The sequence below is a fragment of the Chloroflexus sp. genome, assembly GCF_049970315.1.
Taxonomy (GTDB): Bacteria; Chloroflexota; Chloroflexia; order Chloroflexales; family Chloroflexaceae; genus Chloroflexus.
In genome coordinates, this window is the sequence record NZ_JBMFNE010000007.1 from 63305 (window position 1) to 83522 (window position 20218).

Below are 20218 nucleotides of genomic sequence, written 5' to 3' on the forward strand. Positions count from 1 at the left end.
AAGTGACACAAATGCAGATCGAACGCTATGCCGCAACTTGATGGCATCCTCGAACGGATCACCTTTCAGAGTGAGAGCGACGGTTACACCGTTGCGCGATTACGCCCAACCGGTAAACGTTGTACTGTCACTATTGTCGGTAAACTGCTTGGTGTTCGACCCGGCGAGCACCTGATCCTCGAAGGTGAGTGGCGTAATCACCCAACCCATGGACGTCAGTTTAGTGTGCAGACCTACCGGAGCCGTCTCCCTGCTACGATTGACGGTATTCGCCGGTATTTGGGGAGTGGGTTGATCAAAGGGGTGGGTCCGGCGATGGCGAAACGCATCACCGAAACATTTGGTAAGTACACACTCGATGTGCTCGACCGCGAACCAGAACGGCTAAGCGAAGTACCGGGTTTGGGGCGTAAGAAGGCAGCATTGATCGCCGAGGCATGGCGAGTGCAACAGCGGATCAAAGACCTGATGCTCCTCTTGCAAGACTTTGGTTTGCCGACCGGGGTCGCGGTACGTATCTACAAGCATTACGGTGATGATGCACTGAGTATTGTCCAACACGAGCCGTATCGGTTGGCAGATGAAGTCGATGGAGTGGGGTTTCGTACCGTCGACACCATCGCCGCCGGTCTCGGCATTGCCCGCGACGACCCACGCCGGATTGCGGCTGGGTTGCGCTATGCTTTGGGTCAAGCTTCCAATGCAGGGCACTGTTATCTGCCCCGGCTAGAATTAATCGAGCGTGCCGCTGCACTCCTGACGGTGTCGCAGGCGCAGGTGGTGACGATGCTTGACACATTGTTGGCGAACAACCTGTTGTGGCGCGATACGGTCGTCACCGCTACCGATCCGGATCTCCAGCCGATTTACCTCCCACCGTTAGCATTTGCCGAAATCGGTGTCGCGAACGCGATCCGTCGTTTCCTGGTACAGCGCACAGCACTGGCTGAACGCTACGCCTCTAGTCGATGGGAAAAAGTCTTTGCCCATCTCGCCGAACGGCGGGGCTTGCAGCTCAGTCCTCTGCAACAGCAAGCGGTGCGCACCGCGTTAACGACACCGGTAATGCTCCTCACCGGCGGACCGGGCACCGGCAAAACCACCAGCTTGCGCGCGCTCGTGATCTTACTTCTCGCCCATGGCTACCGCTCGTTACTGGCCGCACCAACCGGACGGGCTGCCCGTCGGTTGAGTGAAGCCACCGGGATCGAAGCGCGCACCATCCACCGGCTGTTGGAATATGGCGCTGACGGTTCATTTCGTCGGAATGCCGAATACCCGCTCGAATGCGATCTGCTGGTCATTGACGAAGCGAGTATGCTCGACGTAGTACTGGCCAATCAACTACTAAAAGCGGTACAACCCGACACACACCTTCTCATCGTCGGTGACGCCGACCAACTGCCGAGTGTCGGGCCAGGTCGTGTCCTTGGCGATCTGATTGACAGTGGCATAGTGCCGCGGATCCATCTCGACGCCATCTTCCGCCAAGCTGACGGTAGCGGCATTGCGACCAATGCGCGACGTATCAACGAAGGTCTATTACCGGACTGGAAAGCATACGATGACTTCTATTTCTTCGCTGCCGAGACCCCCGAGCGTTGCGCCAAGCTCACCGTTGAGCTGGTCGTGGAACGCATCCCACGCCGGTTCGGGTATGACCCGCGACGCGACATTCAAGTACTCAGTCCAACCCATAAAGGGGTTGCCGGTGTAGCCGCACTCAATGCCGCGCTGCAAGCCGCGCTCAATCCATCGCGTCCCGGCGTCGCCGAATATCACCGTGGTGATACCGTCTTTCGGGTCGGTGACCGCGTCATTCAACAGCGCAACGACTACGAGCGCGATGTTTACAACGGCGACACCGGCGAAGTGATTGCCATTCATCCTCAAGAACAGATCATCGTCGTGCGGTTTGAAGATGGGCGTATCATCCGCTACAGTGGCATCGATCTCGACGATCTTGCGCTCGCTTACGCGCTCAGCGTTCACAAAAGCCAGGGCAGTGAATATCCGGTGGTGGTAGTACCGTTTTTACTCCAACACCGGCCTCTCCTCCGCCGAAACCTGCTGTATACCGCTGTCACTCGGGCACGACAGTTAGTGGTTATCGTGGGTGAGCAACGTGCCGTCGCAGCCGCCATCGCAGCCGCTGAAGTCGAACGTCGTTACACCGGGTTGAGTGTGCGTTTGCGGATGGGGCCGTAGCGCTCTCAACCTCCGGTCCCTGCTCTCGCACGGCGGGCGCGCTGCACCTTTGCGTTCTTCGCGCCTTTGCGTTTTTTGCGCCTTTGCGTTTTTTGCGCCTTTGCGTTCTTCGCGCCTTTGCGTTTTTTGCGCCTTTGCGTTTTTTGCGCCTTTGCGTGAGCGTTTGTTGCGTTACCTCACCGCTAACAATCCTTCACCGAAGCATGCAATTTATTGATTGACCGATCAATCAACAAGTGCTATACTGCCGACAATCTATTGTAGCCACCGGTCAACGCAAAGACGCCAAGGGGGTAAATAGGCAGTAGCGATGGACGGTTGTCCGTCTGCCGTGACGCCAAGGGAGCAAAGACGCAAAGATAGTACACGCAAAGACGCTAAGGGTGCGAAGGGTCGCAGAGAATATTGGAAATCCCCTGTGCCATCGGCCCTAACCAACATCAACGATATAAACACACAAAACCTATGAACCAACCACTGATCTTGCTCTCATCCGTCACCAAAGCCTATGCCACCGCCGCTGGCGACTATCTGGCCCTGCGCGGGATCGATCTGCGCATCGAGCCGGGTGAGTTTGTCGCGATTGTGGGCAAATCGGGCAGCGGCAAATCAACCTTGCTCAACGTTATCACCGGGATTGACCGGGCCAGCAGCGGCGAGGTGTTGGTGGCCGGGGCCGATTTGATGCGTATGCCCGCCGCGCAGATGGCGGCGTGGCGCGGACGCACGGTCGGAATCGTCTTCCAGTTTTTTCAGCTCTTGCCGACCCTCACCGCGTTGGAAAATGTGATGTTGCCGATGGATTTTGCCCATCTCGGCACACCGCGCGAACGGCGTGCGCGGGCATTAGCATTGCTCGAGCGGGTGGGGCTGGCCGATCAAGCCGAGAAGTTGCCGCAAGCCTTGTCAGGCGGGCAGCAGCAGCGTGTGGCGATTGCGCGCGCATTAGCTAATAACCCGCCGCTGCTGGTGGCCGACGAGCCGACCGGCAATCTCGATTCGCAGACTGCTGAAGCGGTGTTTGAGTTGTTCGTTGAGGTGGCCGGTCTCGGCACGACGATTGTGATGGTGACGCACGATAGCGAGTTGGCCCGGCGGGCTGGGCGGACGGTGCTGGTGGCCGATGGTCAGATTGTGGGTTGAAAGGCGAGCTGATATGCGCAAGCTCATTATTCCTTTGATTGCCGTCATCTTAATCGCGGGTGGTGCCTATGCGATCTTTGGACCCAACGGGCCGGGAGCGCAGTCTGCTCCACCCCCTATTCCCACCGGCGACACTGTCGTACCGCCGGTCAGTGTTGAAGGGCGTGTTGTACCGCTGCAATACGCATGGTTGCGTTTTGAGCGTAGTGGGATGGTCAGTGCAATTTTTGTTGTTGGTTACGGTTGGCGCGGTTTTGGAACAGTTGCGTTTTGAGCGTAGTGGGATGGTCAGTGCAATCTTGGTAGCCGAAGGCGAGCAGGTGAACGCCGGACAGGTATTGGTCCAGCTCGATGATCGGGCGCAACGGTTGGCCGTGCAGCAAGCCGAAGCCAATCTCGCCCGCGCGCAGGCCCGCTATGCCCAACTTCTGGCCGGTGCTGCGCCGGAAACACGGGCAGTCGCTGAAGCTACCGTACAAGTCGCTGCCGCTCAAGCGACGCAGGTGGCGCTGTCAGTTGCTGCGCCTGATGAGAAGGCCGTGTTAGCCCAATTGGCCGAAGCCAAGGCCGCTCGCGCCGAACTGCTGGCCGGCGCCGATCCGGAAGTAGTCGCTCAGGCCCAAGCAGCGCGTGATCAGGCAGCCGCCAATCTCGCCGCTCAACGCAGCGCGCTAGCCGCAGCGAAAGTCAATGCTCAATTAGCGGTGGAACAAGCGGCCAACGTATTGCGCGATCGTCAAGCTGATTACAGTCGCATCCATTGGGAAAACGAAGAGCTGAAGCAACGTTTAGGTGAAGATGAGCTATCACAGGCACGCATTGACGCCGAAGCTGCTGCGCTGCACGCAATGCAGAACGCTGAGGTCGCGTTGGCGCAAGCCCGGATCAATGCCGAGCAGGCAGCACAAGCCGAGATCGAGGGCATAGCTGCTGCCGAAGCGCGCTTACGTGAAGCCGAAGCGCGGTTGGCTGCGTTACTATCACCACCGGCCGCCGATAAACTGACTGCGATTGATACCCGCATTGCCGCCGCTGAAGCGACGCTAGCCCGTTTGCGCGGCGATCCGCGCCAAGCACAACTGGCCGTCGCCGCTGCACAACTTGCTTTGGCGCAAGCCCAAGCGACGCAGGTCAATGCTGCCCCACGGGAAGAAGAGGTAGCTTTAGCTCAAGCCGAAGTAGCCGCTGCTGAAGCGGCACTTGCCCAAGCTCGCCTCGAACTCGACAAACTGACCTTGCGCGCACCATTTGCCGGCACCGTTGCTCGTCTCGAACTGCGTCTTGGCGAACTAGCGACACCTACTGCGCTGGCACTGCTGCTCGGCGATCTCAGTGCATGGCGCATTGAAACCATCGATCTCAACGAAATCGATGCGATGCGCATAGCACCGGGCACAATGGTAAAGATAACATTCGATGCCTTGCCCGGCGTCACATTGCCGGGCCGTGTGCTCGCCATCGAACCCTACGGCGCCGAACGGCTGGGTGAGGTAGTATATGCAGCAACAATAGAATTGACACAGACCGATCCACGCCTGCACTGGAACATGACTGCGGTGATAACCTTCAATGGACCATAATTTGTACAGCCGCACGGCAGCACGGCCGTGCGGGGCTACGGGGATGCCGTGCGGGGCTACGAGGGGAATCAATATGCCACGTGATGAAACCGAACAACGCCGCCAACAAATCATCGATGGCGCACTCGATGCCTTTGCCCGTCTTGGCTTCGATCGCGCCACCAACCGCGATATTGCTCGCGCCGCCGGTATCGCTTCTCCTGGCCTGATCTATCACTACTTTAAAGATAAGACCGACCTACTCTATCAGGTGATTCGAGAGCGGATGCCGCTAGTCCCGATTGTTGATGCGGTTGAGCAGTTGGGTGATGAACCGCCCGATGTAGTGCTACCGCGACTGGGGGAACGGTTGGCGCAGGCGATTGATCAGCCGCTAACAGTAGCTATCGGCAAGATTGTGATCGGTGAGGTGTTACGCCACCCGCAATTAGCACGGGTTATCAATGAGATTGGACCAGGGCGGGCAATGAATGCGTTGGCTACCTATCTTGCACGTCAGATGGAATTAGGACGGTTGCGCCGTACCGACCCGCAGATTGCCGCTCGTCTCTTAATCGGACCGATGATGGCCTATTTTTTCTCGCGTGAGGTGCTCGATCAACCAGAAGCGCACGCTATCGCTGCGCGCGCAATGGTGGCTGAAGCGATTGCTCATTTCTTACGCAGTATGGTGCCCAATGGCTAGTAGAGACGAACATCCGTCCGTCTCCCCAACCCCATAACGCCCCAATATGTGTAGAGACGGACATCCGTCCGTCTCCCTATCAAAAACCCTCTCCGTCCTCTGTGTTCTTCGCGCCTCGGCGTTTAACCCTGTCGCGTTTTCGGTGTTCTTCGCGCCTCGGCGTTTAACCCTTTCGCGTTTTCGGTGTTCTTCGCGCCTCAGCGTTTAACCCTGTCGCGTCCTCTGTGTTCTTCGCGCCTCGGCGTTTAACCCTGTCGCGTTTTCGGTGTTCTTCGCGCCTCAGCGTTTAACCCTGTCGCGTCCTCTGTGTTCTTCGCGCCTCAGCGTTTAACCCTTTCGCGTCCTCTGTGTTCTTCGCGCCTCAGCGTTTAACCCTTTCGCGTCCTCGGTGTTCTTCGCGCCTCAGCGTTTAACCCTTTCGCGTCCTCTGTATTCTTCGCGCCTCAGCGTTTAACCCTTTCGCGTCCTCTGTGTTCTTCGCGCCTCAGCGTTTAACCCTTTCGCGTTTTCGGTGTTCTTCGCACCTCAGCGTTTAACCCTTTCGCGTTTTCTGTGTTCTTCGCACCTCAGCGTTTAACCCTTTCGCGTCCTCTGTGTTCTTCGCGCCTCAGCGTTTAACCCTTTCGCGGCTTTGCATTTCACGATTTGCCCGGCACGAACTCATTAGTATAGGCCTTCTCCACCTCCACTGACCCAGCCAGCAAACCTGCCTCGCGCATAAACTGCTCGGTGCGCACCCACAGTTGGCCGTCGGTGTAACCCAACCCGTGTTGCGCCGTCAGCTCATTCTGCCAGAAGGGCAAGCTCTCTTCCAACACTTTCCGCTGCAAGTCGAGATTGCCGAGCTGCGCTTCGGGGATGAATTGCAGGCTCAGATCGAACGCCTCAGCCGGATTAGCCAGCGTATCGGCCAACCCGCGCAAACTGGCCCGCACAAACTTCCGCACCAGTTCCGGCTCTTGCGCAATCAGCACCTCGCTGACGGCGATTCCATTAGCAGCGAGATTAAAGACGTCGGCGGCCAGCAACACATTCACCTCCACCCCTTGCTCGCGCAATTGCACTGGCTCGTTCATCGCGTAGCCAATCGCCACCGGCACCTTGTCCTCCATCACCGCCGCCGCCTGCGTAAACCCGATCTCTTGCACCGTCACATCAGCTTCGGTCATACCGCCGGCATAGAGCGCCGCCAACAGCGCATAGAAACTCTCGCCGAAGCGACCGGGGATGCCGATGGTTTGCCCACGCAGGTCGTTGACGCTCGCCAGCGGCACGTTTGCCTTAGCAAAAAACGCGATTGGGAAGCGCTGGTAGAGCGTCATCACTGTCTTGACCGGCAACCCCTGCTGGCGAGCGAGCAATACCGAAGTACCGCTGGTCGTAGCAAAAGCAACACCACTGGTCGGCCACGTCGCTGCTCGCTGGAGCACGTCATTCTCGAAGTTGTAGTCGAAATTGACCTCAATCCCTTCCGCGGCGTAATAGCCCTTCGCCGCCGCGACATAGTAAGGCGCAAACTGAATGTTCGGAATGTACGACATCGCCAGCGTCACTGTGCGCAACGCCGGTTGTGGGTTGGCCGACGGCGCACTCGTCGGGGCCGCCGTCGGCGCCGGAGTCGGTGCGCTACACGCCGTGATGATGAAGATCAGGGTAATGAATAGCATGAAACGCAGCTTCATATTCGTTCCCTCGTTAGGATAGTATCTTCTGTTCGGGTGCCAGATATACGAGAGTAATGCAACTTAGGAAAGTTGTATCTAATCCTCCCACCACACTAGTAGCCGTTCGAGCAGGCCGGCTAGCACGTAGAGGGTCAGCGTAATGAGCGCGAGTGTCGTCAGTGCTACGAAGATCAGCGGTGTATCGAAGAGACCACGTGCAATGTTAATCAACGCCCCCAAACCGGTGCGTCCGGCCACAAACTCACCGACCACAGCACCGGTGGTAGCCAGTGCCAAGCCGGTGCGCACGCCGCCAAACAGCACCGGCAGCGCCAGCGGCGCTTCGACGTAGCGCAGCAGTTGCCAACGGTTCGCTCCGCTAATATGTGCCATCTCGATTAGCTCACGTGGGATGCTGCGAATAGCGACAATGGTGTTGATCAAGATCGGTAAGAAAGTAATTAAAGCAGCGACCATTATCTTCGAGGTCAGGCCAGCGCCAAACCAGAGAATGATCAGTGGTGCGACGGCAACGACCGGGATCGCTTGACTGGCCGCCAACACCGGCGCCAACGCCTGTTCGAGCCAGCGGATTTGAGCCAGGATATACCCTAGCACAAGCGCGACCAGTAACGCCAACGCGAACCCGCCCAGGGCTGCACTCAGAGTGGCTGCCGTGTGCTGCCAGAGCAGCCCGCTGCTCAACGCCTGCCCAAACCGGCTGGCAACCAGCGCCGGCGAGGGCAGAATGAAAGCTGGATAGCCGCTGACGTTCACCACCGTCTGCCAGAGTGCCAGCAATGCCAGCAACGTCACCGGCAAGCCGAGCGCCGGCCATTCAAAGCGCCGCCACGGTTTGGCTCGCGGCGCGGGAGTGGGCATTGGCAAAGTTTGCTGCATCGTCACCATCTCCTTTCTGGCGGGGAATCAAAAACCCCCGCCGAGCGAACGCTCTTCGGGGGACAGATACGGCAACAGCGCAGGTGATGAACCCACCTGTAACAGCAACAGAGCAAAGGCGCGCACTTCGCACGTCGCCTGCGATTGCCCATATCTGGATCTTCTTTACATCCGGACTATAACCGTCGGCCCCGGAGTTTCACCGGATCCTGCGTGCCTCTCAACACGCTCGTGGGCTATACCACCGATCGGGAATTTCACCCTGCCCCGAAGATCGTTTGTCACTGGTGATAATAGCATCAATAGCGCGTTAGTGTCAAGGTAAGAAATCTGAACCCTGACCAGCGTCATTCCGCGCGAGCAACTGGGGTGAGGGCTAACGTCAAGGCGCCGTCGAGCCGGACGGCTGTTCGGCTCCGCAAAGGGCGCAGAGGTTTTAACGCAAAGGCGCAAAGAACGCAAAGGGGTTTTGGATGCTCTCATCTTCAACTACCGCAGTATCCCGCGTGGTCATTTTATCCAGGCGCAAAGGGCGCAAAGGGGTTTTGGGTGCTCTCATCCCTAGCCTCGCACCCGCTGGGGGATAAAGCCCCCTTAGCCCCTCTCCGGTTGGGGATATACGGTCTCCCCTCAGCCCGGTTAGAGGGCGTGGGCCGCCGGTGCGCAGTCTCCAGCGCTTTCAGCCTGACATAGCGGGCCGCTCCTTGCCTCGTGTATGAATCATAGCAAAGACGTGCAGCACTACCCTACCAGCGAGTGTAACCTCAGATGACTGTCCGCTGGGTTTGATTGCTACTAAAACGGCATGTACAATAGAGCTTACGAGGTTTACCAACCCATCCCCCCAAGGAGAGCGCATGCGCAAGCGATTCTTCACTCACTGGATCAGCCTGTTTGTGCTGGGCTGCCTCACTATCGCGCCGGTTCTGGCGTTCGATCCTACCACCCAAACTCCAAGTCTGCTCCTCGATGAAGCACACGCCGTCTACTACGGGAACGTAGCCCGACTGAGACAAGCCGGTCAACCACCGTTGCGTTGGAATCGCCAGTTAACCCATGCTGCCCGTTGGTTTGCGTGGGATTCAGTTGAGAACCGGCCAACACCCTACTGTGGTCATCAAGATACCAATGGTGAGTGGCCTGATGCACGAGCATTGCGTTTTGGATATCGTGGCTCAAGTGGAGCCGAAAATGCGTATTGTGGCTATATGCAGCCGCAAGCCGCGATTAATGGCTGGCTTAACAGCCCTGGTCATCGGGCTAATCTACTCAGTCCCGGCCATCGCGAGATTGGTTTGGGCTATTACCGCCGCACCAGCGACGGGCGCGGCTACATTGCCCAGATGTTTGGCAACGATGCTGCATATGCGCCGGTGATCGTCGAGTACGAAGCAGTCGCAACTCTCAACCCTGATGTGTCGCTTTACATATACCAAGTGGCTGAAACTGGTGGTTTTATCGGTCGTCGTCCCGCCACTGCAATGATGATCGCCGATAACCCCTGTTTTGTGAACGCCAACTGGCAACCGTTCACCAACGAAACTCGCTTCCGTTTGGCCGATGGCGAGGGCTGGCGTACCGTCTACGTAAAAACTCGTGATGCCTACGGTGCAACTGCTGTTGTGAGCGATACGATCTATCTTGGTGCGAATGTGCCGGTGAATGAACTTGCAGCGACAATGAGTGATCGCCAAGAGACAGTCACTCTGACCGGGCTCTACCATCCTACGTTACCGCAAATGCAGTTTAGCTTCGGTTGGTTGGTAGACGAGAACTATTCGACGTTTCAGTTGTTATGGGGTGCAGGGGAACGAGTCACTGATCCTGCAGCTTGGGATGGCGGTGCGTTTCGTTTGCAGTCGGCAAGTTTGGAATCTTCGGCTTGGGTATACGATTATGATCCGGTCGTATTTAAAGATATTCCACTCGTCGCGTATGTGCGTCTGAAAGTTGCCAGTAATAGCTCACCGAATGAAGTAGCCCGCTTTAGCATTAACGGCGGTGGTGTGGTGTATGGTCCCTTGCAGCTACGTGGGGTTGATTTTGCCGCCGCAAACCAATATCAGGAGTTTGCACTGCCGTTTACCTATCACGGCAATGAGCCTTTCTTGATCTTTCAGTTTTGGCGTAGTGGCTCTACCGATGTCTTTATTGATGCCGTGACCATCTTTACCGCACCACAGCCGATTGTCAATCCGGTAACGTTGGCGGTTCCCGGTGGTAACTATCGCGGACAGGGCGTGTGGGTACGCTATACTGATGGAACTATCTTTACGCCATTTCGGGAAGTGATGAACATACCGGTACAGCCTGCCAGTATCGTTGCATTGGCACAAGTGGCTGCTATGCCACCGATGCCGTTGATAGTCACTTCGCCTTGTGTTCGTGCTAATTGGCAGGTCTTGCAGACTGAGCCGTGGCTGGGCGGTGTTGCCGACGATGGTATAATGAGATTGAGTATCAATCATAATGGCCTTACCGCCAGCACCTACAACGGTGCAATCACGTTTGTCACCCCAAATGAGATGCAGGTGACAATCCCGGTAACACTCCATGTAGTGGAGCAGTTATTTGTCACGTATACGCCGTTGGTTCTGCGGTAGCAGGTCTCTGCTCTCACAGACAGTTAACGCAAAGGCGCGAAGGGTGGAACAGGACAAGGTTACTGTTTCCGCCCGTTGTGGCACGGCGGGCCGCGCCCGGCCGATATGCGGTTCGTCTTGGTAGTCTTGGTAGGGGACGCGGTGGGCCGCGCCTGGCCGACTAGAAGGTTTGACAAAGCCATGCACCGTTTCATACTACTCCTACTTGTGCTGCTCGGCGCCTGTGCCGTTACCGGCCAATCATCAACAACAACTCCAACCAAAATCGATCCACCCATAGTGCTGAGTGACTTTACCTTGCCGGCCAGCACCGGTGGCGAGCTGAGCCTAAGTGATCTGCGTGGGCAGCCGGTGCTCCTCTACTTTGGCTACACCCGCTGTCCTGACTACTGCCCGATCACACTGGGCGAATTCCGCCGTATCCGTGACGAACTCGGCCCTGATGGTATGCGTGTGCATTTCGTTTTAATCAGCGTCGATCCCGCAAACGATACGCCTGATGTACTGGCTGCCTACCTGCGCGGTTTCGGCGAAGGCTTCATCGGCCTGCAAGGCGACGATGCTACCCTGCGCCGAATTAGTAAGGAATACGGACTGACATATCGTCACGGTGGTGGTCATCACGGCAATAGTGGCGTTGACCATAGCACAGCGAGTTATCTGATCGATCAGAAAGGGCAGTTGCGGGTCGTTTATCAATATGGAACCGCAGCCAGCGTGTATGTGCAAGACATTCGCGCTCTTCTGGACGAAACACCATGACAACTCGCTTCACTCGTCGATCGGTGCTGCTTCTTGGCTTAACTGCACTGAGTAGCTCGTTAGTACGAGCACAAGAACCTTCTACTCAGAATCTCTATCTGCCGTTTGTTGCACGCTCGTTGCCACTTGGTGCCTTGCTCGGCCCACCAACCGGTACCGTCGAAGTGGCCATTGCGTGGTTGTCGCCACGTAGCACAGCCTACACCCCCTACGATGTCAGTGTGATCGTCAATGGCTACGCTGAGATCGGTGCCGCCGCCGAACTTGATTGGTTCCTTGCTATTGCTCAGTGTGCTCACGAGACCGGCAACCTGACCTCATGGTGGTGCCAGCGTCCACGTCGGAATCCGGCGGGGATCGGTGTTACCGGTGCAATGGTAGAAGCGCCGCCCGATCAGTCCCCCGGCCCCGATTGGGCATGGGACGAACGTATTCAGCGATGGCGGGCCGGGTTGAGTTTTGCATCGTGGCTCGATGAGTCCATCCCTGCTCATCTTGGTCGGTTGCTTGCCTATGCCTTGCCGGTTGGTGCCGGTACACCGTACCAGCAACAACTGATTACCTATGCACTTTTTCGTCGGCCCTTGCCTGACCATTTGCGTGGTGTGGCGTTAACCATTACCGATCTCAATGGGCGCTGGGCGTATCCCGGTACCGAGTACGGCCAACGCATTCTCGACCTCGCCGAGCGTATGCGCAATGCCGGTTAGCGAATGCTAACAATTATCGATCACCGTAGAGAGTCGTTATATCGCGTCAGGATGCGTATAAACGGGAAGATGGATTGCGTATTTCATGCTTGACGGGAGATGATGGCGGGCCGTATAATAAGACCGTGTTAAGAGCGGTGCAACTCCCGTTAAGGAGGCCCGGCGATGAAAACATGTGTCACAATGTGGTTGAGGGTTGGATAGGGCGGTACAGACCGATGTCTGTAGCCGCCCTTGATGTTTTCCGGGCAGAGACGAAGGAGGTCTCCCTATGCACTCGGATATGATCGGTAAGATCGAGAAAGCCCGGCGCTATGCCGCCGAACCAGAGCGGATTAAGTTCAGTGATCTACGGGCAACATTTCATGGCGGTAATAGTGATCACGTCATTTCGCTTCATGATGGGCATTGGTCATGTGATTGCTCCTTCTTCAAGATGTGGTCTACCTGCGCGCATGTGATGGCAATGCAGCGTATCTTGCATCCGATGTTGACTGAAGAGGCTCGGTATGCCGATATGGCTGTACCGCAGCCTGATCTTAGCTCGTAGCAGAGGACGATACATGTTTTCGAGTTGACGCAGTCGTATGGCGCGGTGATACTAGTAGCGGAGCGAACGGTGCTCCGCTACTAGTGTTTTAGCGTGAGGAGAAGATGGCGCCTCTGATCATTGCTCATCGTGGTGCATCAGCCGATGCACCCGAAAATACGCTCGTAGCCTTTGAGTTGGCGCGTCACCAACGGGCTGACATGATCGAACTTGATCTGCAACCAACCGTTGATGGTGAGATTGTGGTCTTTCACGATGACGATACGGCACGCTGGAATGGACGTGCTGATGTGGTCGCCCGTATGACGCTGGTTGAGATGCGCCGACTCGATGTTGGTGGCGAACAGGTGCCAACACTGGCCGAGACACTCGATTGGGCACGGAGTGTAGGCATGCCGCTCAATCTCGAATTGAAAAAACCCGGAATGGCCGTGCGCTGTGTCCAGTTGTTGCGTGAATTTAGAATGGCTGATCAGGTGATCGTTTCGTCATTCTTCCCACAGGCCTTGCACGAACTGCGCACGGTCGATCCGGCGATTCCTCGTGGCTATCTGATGGGTATTCGCACCTACCGGCCCGATGTGCGTCTGCGTGAGTTTTGGCCCTTTGGTGCGCTGCGTCGGATTGGAGCCACCGCGTGGCACCCCTATCATGGCTTGCCCGGTCTCGATTGGGTGCTGCCCAAAGTGCGGCGGGCCGGGTACCAGGTCAATGTGTGGACGGTTGACGATCCGGTACGTATCCGATCGTTGGCTACGCTGGGGGCGAGCGGGATTATTACTAATACCCCCGCAGCAGCGCGGGCTGCGCTGGCGTTGGAAACGCAAGAGCGATAAACGCTAAGACGCGATAAGCGCTGCAATAAAGGAATACCTTGTGAAGCGGCGAATCTGGCTGGTAGTGCGCGGGTGGGTACCACTGCTAGTAGTACTGGCGGCGCTGATCGGCGGGCCGGCATTACTAGCATGGCTGATTCTCGGCGGTTCCTTTGGTTGGCTGCATGTGCTGATCGGGGTTGGTGTGGCTGCCGGCCTTCTCCTCATAGGCGGGTTGATCCTGGGGTGGGCTTTGGGTAAGCGTCTCAAAGGGGATTAGGCCCGTCAAGGTTGCGTTCAAACGCGATCAGGTGCGGCACCACCGTCCGGCGCAGCTCGACGTATTGGTTGGAAAGCCATTGCCCCGCCCCGCGCACATGTGGCACTGGCGCTTTGCGCAGCCAGCGCAAGACAAGGCGAGCGATTAGGTGCAACCGGCGCAGTAGCCGGTCGCGCCGCCCCAAGAAGATGATAGCCATTAACAAACCAGGCCAACCGGGAATAATCGGAAACAATGAACCAATGATACCGATGATAAGAAAGGTGAGACCAAGGATACGACGTACCGAAGGATTGCTGCGTAAGAATCGGATGACAGCCAGCATAGTGTGCTCTACTGCGAAAGATTATGTAGAATGATCCGCTAATATGTATTGTAGCTGAGATTAAGCATCGGAATGTAGCAAAAAAGTAACAATCGCCTGAATCTTTGCTGATATACTGTCATCTTGGCTAGAGAAAAAATCCACCTGTGACGGAGGTGAATGATCATGAGTGGGCAATCGTGGTGGCAACGGTTCACTGCCTTGATCGAACGCGAGTATGAGCGACGCATCCGACGAGCAAGTCTCTTGGGCGAGTTTAAGCCGGCCGACGATGACCATCACCACGGTCATCCTACCGAGCCGGCTCATACCGAACAGACTGCGGAAGACGAGGCGATCATCGTTAACGTACCGCGTGGGACGCGGATCAACCGATCATAGCCGAGCACCATCGGGACATCGTGCCACGATGTCCCGATGGTGGTTGGGGTAGCTCTTACAAGTTTCCGCGTTTGGCTTGTTCACGCTCAATCGCCTCAAATAATGCCTTGAAATTACCTTTGCCGAAACCGCGGCTCCCTTTACGCTGGATGATCTCAATAAAGAGGGTTGGCCGATCTTGCAACGGCTGGCTAAAGATTTGTAACAGGTATCCCTCTTCATCACGATCCACCAAAATGCCCCGCTCTTGCAGTGCCTGTCGACTCTCGTCGATCTTGCCGACCCGTTGCTCAAGATCATCGTAGTATGTGTCGGGTACGTGGATAAACGGAATCCCGGCAGCACGTAAGGCATCAACCGTCGCACAGATGTCACCGGTGGCGAGCGCAATGTGCTGTACACCCGGACCACCGTAGTACTCCAAAAACTCCTCGATTTGGCTCTTGCGCCGCCCTTCTGCCGGCTCATTGATCGGGAACTTGATCCGACCACTGCCGTTCTGCATCACCTTTGACATCAAGGCACTATATTCGGTGCTGATGTCGTGATCGTCGAAGTGAACCAACTGGCTGAAGCCGAGTACGTCGCGGTAGTACTTCACCCACCGATTCATTGCCCCCAGCTCAACATTGCCGACAATATGATCAATCGCTGCAATGCCGGTTTCTGGAACGGGAACGTGCTCGTTTATCGGCTGGAAGCCGGGCATAAACACACCTCGGTACTCTTCCCGTTCGATGAAGGAGTGTACTGTATCACCATACGTGGCAATGGTGGCCTTCACTACTCGGCCATGCTCATCAACGTAATCGGTTGGTGGTTGCACCGGAATACCGCCACGAGCCACGGCGGTCTCGTAAGCGGCTGCGGCGTCGCGTACCCGCAACGCAATGTCTTTGACCCCGTCACCGTGGTGGGCGATATGACGAGCAATCGGGTGGTCGGGGAGCAACGGTGCCGTTAATACGAACCGTACCTTGCGCCGTTCGAGCACATAACTGGCTCGATCCCGCACACCCGTTTCTAACCCGGCATACGCTACCGGACGTAGCCCAAGCGTCGTGCGGTAAAAATGGGCTGCTTGTCGAGCATTGCTGACATAAAATTCTACATAATCAATGCCAAGCAGATCAAGGGGGTCGTCCAAACTCATAACTCACCTCCACGAGCCGGGTGATGCGTCCACCCGGTAGTTGGGCTACGTAAACGCTTCGCCAGACACGGACGCATCGCGTCGGGCTGTTGTGAGCTTAGTCGAGCACCAACGTCTCGGCATCAGCCCATAATTGCTCAAATGCCCCTTGCAAGAAGGCGCCGAAGTTGGGATGAGTGACACAAAGGGCCGTTAAACTGAGCGCACCGGTAATCGGATCTTGCAGCGAGAGGAGGGCCACGCGCCGGTCGTATAGATTGACTTTAAGCGGTAGGTTGGTGACAATGCGCGCCTGCTGACCCCACGTGACAAATTGCGTGATCCATGCCCGTAATTCAGGATCGGTCAGCGCTGAGCGTTCGTAGATAGTGCGATAGCGCACACCGCGTCGCAGTGGTTCGGCGACCTCGGCAAAGTTCGCTGCTCGATCGCCAAGCAATGGCAGTTTGAAGCAGACACAAATCTCTCGTTCGGTCTGTTGGGCAAGGGTGATGGCCCGTTCCACCACCAATCTCCGGTCAAGTAACACATCTACGTAGTCAAGCGGATCGATCTGATCGTGGCCGGCAGCAAAGATGGGTGATAGCGTGGCGAGTAACGATTGCATACTCTGGGCGAGAGCTGCCTGCTCTTGTTCGAAGGTGCGTTGACGTTCGGAAAGGAGTGCCGGTAAAGCCACGGCCGGATCGATAGCAAAGTAGCGGCGTTGACCATCGCTGTGCCGCTCGATGGCTAATCCGCGCGCGCAAAGTGTAGCCAGGATGTCGTAGATGCGCTGGCGTGGAACGCTCGCCCGTACCGCTGCTTGGGCTGGGGTGAAACCTCGATGTTCGAGCAATGCCAAATAGGTGGCCGCTTCGTAACGGTTGAGGCCGAGCGCCATAAGTTGCTCTTGGAGACGATCGTTCATTGATCTGGTTCTTATCATTACCACTTATCAGTGGTGGCTATTATACTCGGTTTCATCGTGGTCATCAAGTCATGTTATGCTAAGTCAATGACTGTTGCCGTTTTTTATGGCGTAAGATAGCTCATCACACCGGCTATGTGGTATTTCACCCCCTACATCCTTTTACCGCTGACCGCCGCAGGTTTGACGATTGTGGTGATTTGGCAAGCGTGGTCTTACCGGCAGTTGCCGGTTACTCGTATTTTTATTGGTCTGATGCTGGCTACGCTCTGGTGGTCATTGTGCAATGCGCTTGAATTGGCTCATGCTACGGTCAGTGGTAAGGTGCTGTTAACCAGTATCCAGTACGTTAGTGTCGTGAGCGTACCGGTGTTATGGTTACTGTTTGCACTGTTCTATACCAACCGCGAATCACGAGTGCGTCGATGGGTCTTGGTCGCTCTTTTCATTGTGCAAGGTGGGGTCTTACTAGGCGCATGGACAAACCATTGGCACCGGTTGATGTGGCCTGCGGTTGAACTTGTATATACCGCTCAAGGTTTGTGGGTACTGACCGGTCCCAATGGACCGTTGTGGTACGTTGGTGTGGTGAACGGGTATGGGATGATACTCGTTGGTACTGTGCTGATGCTTAATCAAGCGCGTCGTAGTCGTGCGTTGTATCGCGCCCAAGCATTAAGTCTGCTCGTTGGTGCGCTCTTGCCATGGGTCACCAGTATCTTGTTTGTGACCGGTCGTAGTCCGATTCCCTATATTGACACAACCCCGGTCGCTTTTGCACTTAGTGGTCTGGCATTTAATGTCGCAATGTGGCGTTTCCGTGCGCTTGATCTGCTTCCCGCAGCACGCGAGGCGATTGTTGATCAGATTTCCGATGCGATTATCGTGGTCGATCGGCACAATCGGGTGCTTGATTTCAATCCGGCGGCACAGGTCTTTTTCGCCGATCAGTCTGTGGTGATCGGTCAACCTCTTGTCGTTGTCGCTCCGACATGGCTGTACGAACAGGTACGTGATCGCTACGAGGGTCAATTTGAACTGAACCAACCTACCCCTGAGGGGATGCTGACCTACGATTTGCGTTGTACAACTCTGCGTGATCGACGCGGTGTGTCAATGGGTCGGATCTTTGTATTGCGCGACATTACCCTCTTGAAACAAGCTGCACTGGCGTTGCAAGAGGCAAAAGAGGCGGCTGAAGCGGCAAACCAAGCGAAGAGTACGTTTTTAGCGACGATGAGCCACGAGTTACGGACACCGCTCACGGCCATCTTGGGTTATAGCGAGGTTATTCGTGATGATTTGCAGATTCGTGGGCAAAACGACTTGATTGCCGATCTTGATCGGGTAGTGCTGGCCGGACGTCACCTGCTTAACCTGATCAACGATGTTCTCGAGTTGGCCCGACTTGAGGCCAATTCGTTACACGTTGATCCTGAACCGCTCCAATTGTCGGAGATTGTCAATGAAGTTGTGAATACCTCTCAGGGGTTAGCCCAACGGAATCAAAATATGCTGATGGTAACGATAGCGCCAGATCTTCCGCCGGTTAAGGCCGATGCAACCCGCTTACGACAAGTGTTGCTCAACCTGGTCGGGAATGCATGTAAGTTTACCGAACAAGGCCAGATTTACATCCGCTGCTACAGTCCGCAACCCGGTATCGTCCAGATCGATGTCAGTGATACCGGGATCGGAATTCCTCCCGAAAAACTGGCGTTGTTGTTTCAACCGTTTACCCAGGTTGATAGTGGTATAACCCGGCGCTACGGTGGTGCGGGGTTGGGGTTGGCGATTAGTCAACGCTTGTGTCAAGCAATGGGTGGGGAGATCGTTGTGGAGAGTGAACCGCAACGTGGCTCGACATTTAGTGTTCGCTTACCGGTTGCCGATACCGTTATGGCGCCCTCGTATTCGGACAACTAGGGATTATGGTACAATGAAGTTGTTGTAAGGAGTGTGCGTAGGTCAATTGTATGGGGCCTACGCCTTATCTATTCGCAGGAGCGTGTGTGGAATATCAGCCTGACGTTAAGCGGATTACCGGTGAAGGCGGTGTGATCGCGCATGTCGCCGACCAGAGTATCGCTGCGCAGATCGGCTTGCGGCCCGGTGATACGTTGGTTGCGATCGATGGTCAGCAGTTGCGTGATGTGATCGATTATCGGTTTGCGATGGCTGAAACGCGGGTAACGCTCCTCGTGCGGACGGCTGATGGTCGCGAACGCACGGTGACCATCGACAAAGACCCTGATGAAGACCTCGGCATTGAGTTTACCGAGCCGCTGTTCGAACGACTGCGAACGTGCAATAATAAATGCCCGTTCTGTTTCCTGACCCAGATGCCGAAGGGCTTTCGCAAGACCCTCTACCTGAAAGATGACGATTACCGGCTGTCGTTTCTCTACGCCAATTTCGTCACTTTTACCAATCTGACTGAAGCCGATTGGGTGAGGATCGAGCAGCAGCGCTTGTCGCCGTTGTACATCAGTGTCCATGCCTCCGATCCCTTCTGGCGGGCAATTATGCTTGGGAAGCGTGATGTTCCCGATGTGCGAGAACAGATTAAGCGGCTGGGTCGCGCCGGAATCCGCGTTCATACCCAAATTGTCGCTTGCCCACAGGTGAATGATGGCGAAGTGCTGCGTCAGAGTATCGAAGATTTGATCGCACTACATCCGACTGTTGAGTCGATTTCGGTCGTGCCGGTTGGCTTGACCAAGTTTCGGTTTGAGGGTAAAGCTCCAAAGACGATCCGGGCCGCAATACAGGTGCATGAAACGCCAGAGTGGATCGATACAAACTGGGAACGACAACCGTTGTGGGAAGACCCGACCACGATCCCGTTGTCGAACGATAATCGGTCACTGCACGATCCAGCGTTGGGCTTTTGTTCACGTCTTGGCACGGTGAGCGATGTGCCGCTACGTTGTTATACATCGGCCGAAGCAGCCGCTGTGATCGATCTGATCGAACTGTTCCAAGCCCGCTGTTACGCACAATTCGGCTTGCATCTCGTCTACGCTTCCGACGAGTTCTATCTGCTGGCCGGTCGTCCCATCCCACCGGCAGAACGCTACGACGATATGCCGCAGTACAGCAATGGCGTGGGTATGGTGCGTGATTTTCTTGATAATTGGGCGCGCGTCCGTCGCCGCCTACCATCCCGGCTTTCGCGGCCAACTACACTGGCGATTGTGTGTGGTACGCTCGTCGCACCGATCATGCATCAAGTGGCAGCACGCCTCAATCGGATCGAGAATCTGTCGGTATCGGTTGTGGCTGTGGTTAATCAGTTTTTTGGTGAAACGGTCACGGTCAGCGGTTTATTAACAGCGCAAGATGTCATTCCGGCGTTACGCGCGGCTGGCTGTGAACGGGCGTTACTGCCCCGCGTTATGTTCGACTATACCGGTGAGCGTACTATTGATGATTATTCACCGACTCGGATTGGGGCTGAAGCCGGGATACCGGTGGCAGTAGCCGGCGAACCAGACGAGATTGTTCGCTATGTGCAGGCGCTGTCGCAACGTGAGTAGGAGGTATACC

At 56.1% G+C, this 20218-nt stretch carries 19 protein-coding genes and 1 riboswitch; of the genes, 14 read left to right on the forward strand and 5 right to left on the reverse strand.

What is annotated here, in order from left to right; translation table 11 throughout:
• Positions 1–27 precede the first annotated feature (27 nt).
• The 5 genes from recD2 to ACP5OT_RS06975 all read left to right on the forward strand — a co-directional run bounded on the left by recD2 (position 28) and on the right by ACP5OT_RS06975 (position 5616).
• Positions 28–2208, forward strand: a complete 2181-nt coding sequence (recD2, locus tag ACP5OT_RS06955; RefSeq protein WP_424677507.1) for an SF1B family DNA helicase RecD2 — start codon at positions 28–30, stop codon at positions 2206–2208.
• A gap of 465 nt (positions 2209–2673) precedes the next feature.
• On the forward strand, positions 2674–3351 hold the full coding sequence (locus ACP5OT_RS06960; protein WP_424677506.1) for an ABC transporter ATP-binding protein: 678 nt from the start codon (positions 2674–2676) through the stop codon (positions 3349–3351).
• Between the two features lie 13 nt (positions 3352–3364).
• A complete protein-coding gene (locus tag ACP5OT_RS06965) occupies positions 3365–3625 on the forward strand; it encodes a hypothetical protein (RefSeq protein ID WP_424677505.1) in 261 nt (86 codons plus the stop codon).
• A 10-nt stretch (positions 3626–3635) separates the two neighbouring features.
• Complete coding sequence (locus ACP5OT_RS06970; protein ID WP_428131773.1) at positions 3636–4931, forward strand: efflux RND transporter periplasmic adaptor subunit; 1296 nt, start codon at positions 3636–3638, stop codon at positions 4929–4931.
• Between the two features lie 73 nt (positions 4932–5004).
• Entirely contained in the window at positions 5005–5616 is a 612-nt protein-coding gene (locus tag ACP5OT_RS06975) for a TetR/AcrR family transcriptional regulator (protein ID WP_424677504.1), read from the forward strand.
• 638 nt (positions 5617–6254) lie between these two features.
• On the opposite strand, the gene ACP5OT_RS06980 is transcribed toward ACP5OT_RS06975, so the two are convergent.
• Both ACP5OT_RS06980 and ACP5OT_RS06985 read right to left on the reverse strand, forming a co-directional pair.
• Positions 6255–7298, reverse strand: coding sequence for an ABC transporter substrate-binding protein (locus ACP5OT_RS06980; protein WP_428131727.1), 1044 nt, complete (start codon positions 7296–7298; stop codon positions 6255–6257).
• Between the two features lie 78 nt (positions 7299–7376).
• Entirely contained in the window at positions 7377–8180 is an 804-nt protein-coding gene (locus ACP5OT_RS06985) for an ABC transporter permease (protein WP_424674958.1), read from the reverse strand.
• A 154-nt stretch (positions 8181–8334) separates the two neighbouring features.
• Positions 8335–8459, reverse strand: a riboswitch (FMN riboswitch).
• Positions 8460–9037: 578 nt separating this feature from the next.
• On the opposite strand from ACP5OT_RS06985, the gene ACP5OT_RS06990 reads away from it, so the two are divergent.
• The 6 genes from ACP5OT_RS06990 (at position 9038) to ACP5OT_RS07015 (ending at position 13900) form a co-directional block, all read left to right on the forward strand.
• On the forward strand, positions 9038–10783 hold the full coding sequence (locus ACP5OT_RS06990) for a CAP domain-containing protein (protein ID WP_428131729.1): 1746 nt from the start codon (positions 9038–9040) through the stop codon (positions 10781–10783).
• Positions 10784–10963: 180 nt separating this feature from the next.
• A complete protein-coding gene (locus ACP5OT_RS06995) occupies positions 10964–11545 on the forward strand; it encodes an SCO family protein (RefSeq protein ID WP_424674960.1) in 582 nt (193 codons plus the stop codon).
• Complete coding sequence (locus ACP5OT_RS07000; RefSeq protein ID WP_424674961.1) at positions 11542–12255, forward strand: hypothetical protein; 714 nt, start codon at positions 11542–11544, stop codon at positions 12253–12255. Before ACP5OT_RS06995 ends, ACP5OT_RS07000 begins: the two co-directional genes overlap by 4 nt.
• Positions 12256–12526: 271 nt before the next feature.
• A complete protein-coding gene (locus tag ACP5OT_RS07005; RefSeq protein WP_287905279.1) occupies positions 12527–12805 on the forward strand; it encodes a hypothetical protein in 279 nt (92 codons plus the stop codon).
• A gap of 104 nt (positions 12806–12909) precedes the next feature.
• On the forward strand, positions 12910–13641 hold the full coding sequence (locus ACP5OT_RS07010) for a glycerophosphodiester phosphodiesterase (RefSeq protein WP_424674962.1): 732 nt from the start codon (positions 12910–12912) through the stop codon (positions 13639–13641).
• A gap of 40 nt (positions 13642–13681) precedes the next feature.
• Positions 13682–13900: a hypothetical protein gene (locus ACP5OT_RS07015; RefSeq protein ID WP_424674963.1), complete on the forward strand. Its 219-nt coding sequence runs from the start codon at positions 13682–13684 to the stop codon at positions 13898–13900.
• Here ACP5OT_RS07015 and ACP5OT_RS07020 read toward each other — a convergent pair.
• On the reverse strand, positions 13887–14225 hold the full coding sequence (locus ACP5OT_RS07020; protein ID WP_424674964.1) for a hypothetical protein: 339 nt from the start codon (positions 14223–14225) through the stop codon (positions 13887–13889). The genes ACP5OT_RS07015 and ACP5OT_RS07020 overlap by 14 nt on opposite strands.
• Positions 14226–14390: 165 nt before the next feature.
• Here ACP5OT_RS07020 and ACP5OT_RS07025 point away from each other — a divergent pair, with 165 nt between their 5' ends.
• Positions 14391–14606, forward strand: coding sequence for a hypothetical protein (locus ACP5OT_RS07025; RefSeq protein WP_424674965.1), 216 nt, complete (start codon positions 14391–14393; stop codon positions 14604–14606).
• Positions 14607–14661: 55 nt separating this feature from the next.
• On the opposite strand, the gene hppD is transcribed toward ACP5OT_RS07025, so the two are convergent.
• Together hppD and ACP5OT_RS07035 are read right to left on the reverse strand one after the other, a co-directional pair.
• Complete coding sequence (gene hppD, locus ACP5OT_RS07030; protein WP_428131732.1) at positions 14662–15759, reverse strand: 4-hydroxyphenylpyruvate dioxygenase; 1098 nt, start codon at positions 15757–15759, stop codon at positions 14662–14664.
• 97 nt (positions 15760–15856) lie between these two features.
• Positions 15857–16669, reverse strand: a complete 813-nt coding sequence (locus ACP5OT_RS07035) for a TrmB family transcriptional regulator (RefSeq protein ID WP_424674967.1) — start codon at positions 16667–16669, stop codon at positions 15857–15859.
• A gap of 135 nt (positions 16670–16804) precedes the next feature.
• Here ACP5OT_RS07035 and ACP5OT_RS07040 point away from each other — a divergent pair, with 135 nt between their 5' ends.
• Positions 16805–18595: a histidine kinase N-terminal 7TM domain-containing protein gene (locus ACP5OT_RS07040; RefSeq protein WP_428131734.1), complete on the forward strand. Its 1791-nt coding sequence runs from the start codon at positions 16805–16807 to the stop codon at positions 18593–18595.
• An 86-nt stretch (positions 18596–18681) separates the two neighbouring features.
• Entirely contained in the window at positions 18682–20208 is a 1527-nt protein-coding gene (locus ACP5OT_RS07045; RefSeq protein WP_428131737.1) for a DUF512 domain-containing protein, read from the forward strand.
• Positions 20209–20218 lie beyond the last annotated feature (10 nt).